The following is a 1,322-nucleotide window of genomic DNA, read 5'->3' on the forward strand; positions in this document are numbered from 1 at the left end:
CGCTAAACTCAAAGAAAATCGACGCTTAGCATTACGATTTGAGAAATCCGATCTCTCTTTCCTTGCCTTTATAGCTTTAGCATCTATTAAATACAACCTTTGTTAACAGTGCCTAGGTATTTGCCATCTGATTCTATTATTTTTCTTACTAAATCATCGCTAAAGGATGTAACTTTTTTATTAGTTCTTTTTTCAAAAAGAAATCCAAGTATAAATCCATCTCTTAGCTTAATTATTGAATGCATGCTTCTTGCATCATCCCTACTGCCCGCAACGATCTTAAAGTTATCAAACTCTAAAGCGGTCTCATCAGATACGATTCCGTTCTTTGTATAAGATAATATACTATCTACTGGCTCTGAAGAGCCAGAATATACCCCACCACCAAATAATATCATATTAGTCCTTAATTTAAATTAATATATCCCAGAGTGATTGATTCGTAATATGTAAGCCATCTTCTCTTTTAGTTCTTCGTTATCAGTTAAAACATTATTATTAACCTCAACCCATGCATGAGAATGAAATGGTATGCTTTGTACGCCGATGATGAAATCGCAATCATAGCCGTGTGCAAAATGCATTATTGTAAGCGCTGCCGCGTATGGCAAGCAGAGTGTTTTACGAGGATAAAATGTACATGCCTGATCCATGGCCCTGCTCATTAGTTTGGAATGCTCCATAGAATGATGGCCTGGTTGCGCCTTATAAGAAAATTTCTGTAATAATTGAACAATTCCCTCAATATTATGGCGTTTTATAGCAGAATGGGCTTTATATAGGTAATAGAGCCCCTTCATCATAAGAACTTTATCAAGTGGTACGCCATGACTTTTAGGAAACCACTCCTGTACAGCAAGGCCAGTATTCTGTTTTGGAACTGCTACCCTATTCTTTCTGAGTTCACTAGATGCAATTTCTATTAATCCCTCTTTTAAGAATGTATTGATGCAATCGTTTAGTTTACTAAATATGATAGTATTATCAGTCTCCCAGCTTGTATTATCTTCCTTTATAGGAGAATTTACCACTCCTTCTGCAGAATAAACATTGCCATCAAAGCTGAATGCGGTGTTTAAAATAAAGCGCATATACTTGCTAGTATCGGGATCTAGCGCGAGATACTTATTAGTATCGACTTTCAGCATTACTATACTATCCCTATAAAAAGCCCCATATACATATGGAGTCCATTCAAAAAAAAGCATTCTCACGAAATATCATTAGGCACTGTTAACAAAGGTTTTGCCAAATAATGGAAAAGATGCAATATTATATTGGAGGCGATAAATATGGTATTTAGATGGATAAAAGGTTGTTTC

The 1,322-nt window shown here is 35.6% G+C and carries 2 protein-coding genes; both read right to left on the bottom strand.

Features of this window, described 5'->3' with window-relative positions; translation table 11 throughout:
• Nucleotides 1-86: 86 nt before the first annotated feature.
• Complete coding sequence (locus tag Cyrtocomes_RS06015) at nt 87-398, bottom strand: hypothetical protein (protein WP_322498282.1); 312 nt, start codon at nt 396-398, stop codon at nt 87-89.
• 18 nt (nt 399-416) lie between these two features.
• Nucleotides 417-1,208: a lasso peptide biosynthesis B2 protein gene (locus tag Cyrtocomes_RS06020; protein ID WP_322498283.1), complete on the bottom strand. Its 792-nt coding sequence runs from the start codon at nt 1,206-1,208 to the stop codon at nt 417-419.
• Nucleotides 1,209-1,322: the final 114 nt, after the last annotated feature.

Source organism: Candidatus Cyrtobacter comes (assembly GCF_034470605.1).
Lineage (GTDB): Bacteria > Pseudomonadota > Alphaproteobacteria > Rickettsiales > Midichloriaceae > Cyrtobacter > Cyrtobacter comes.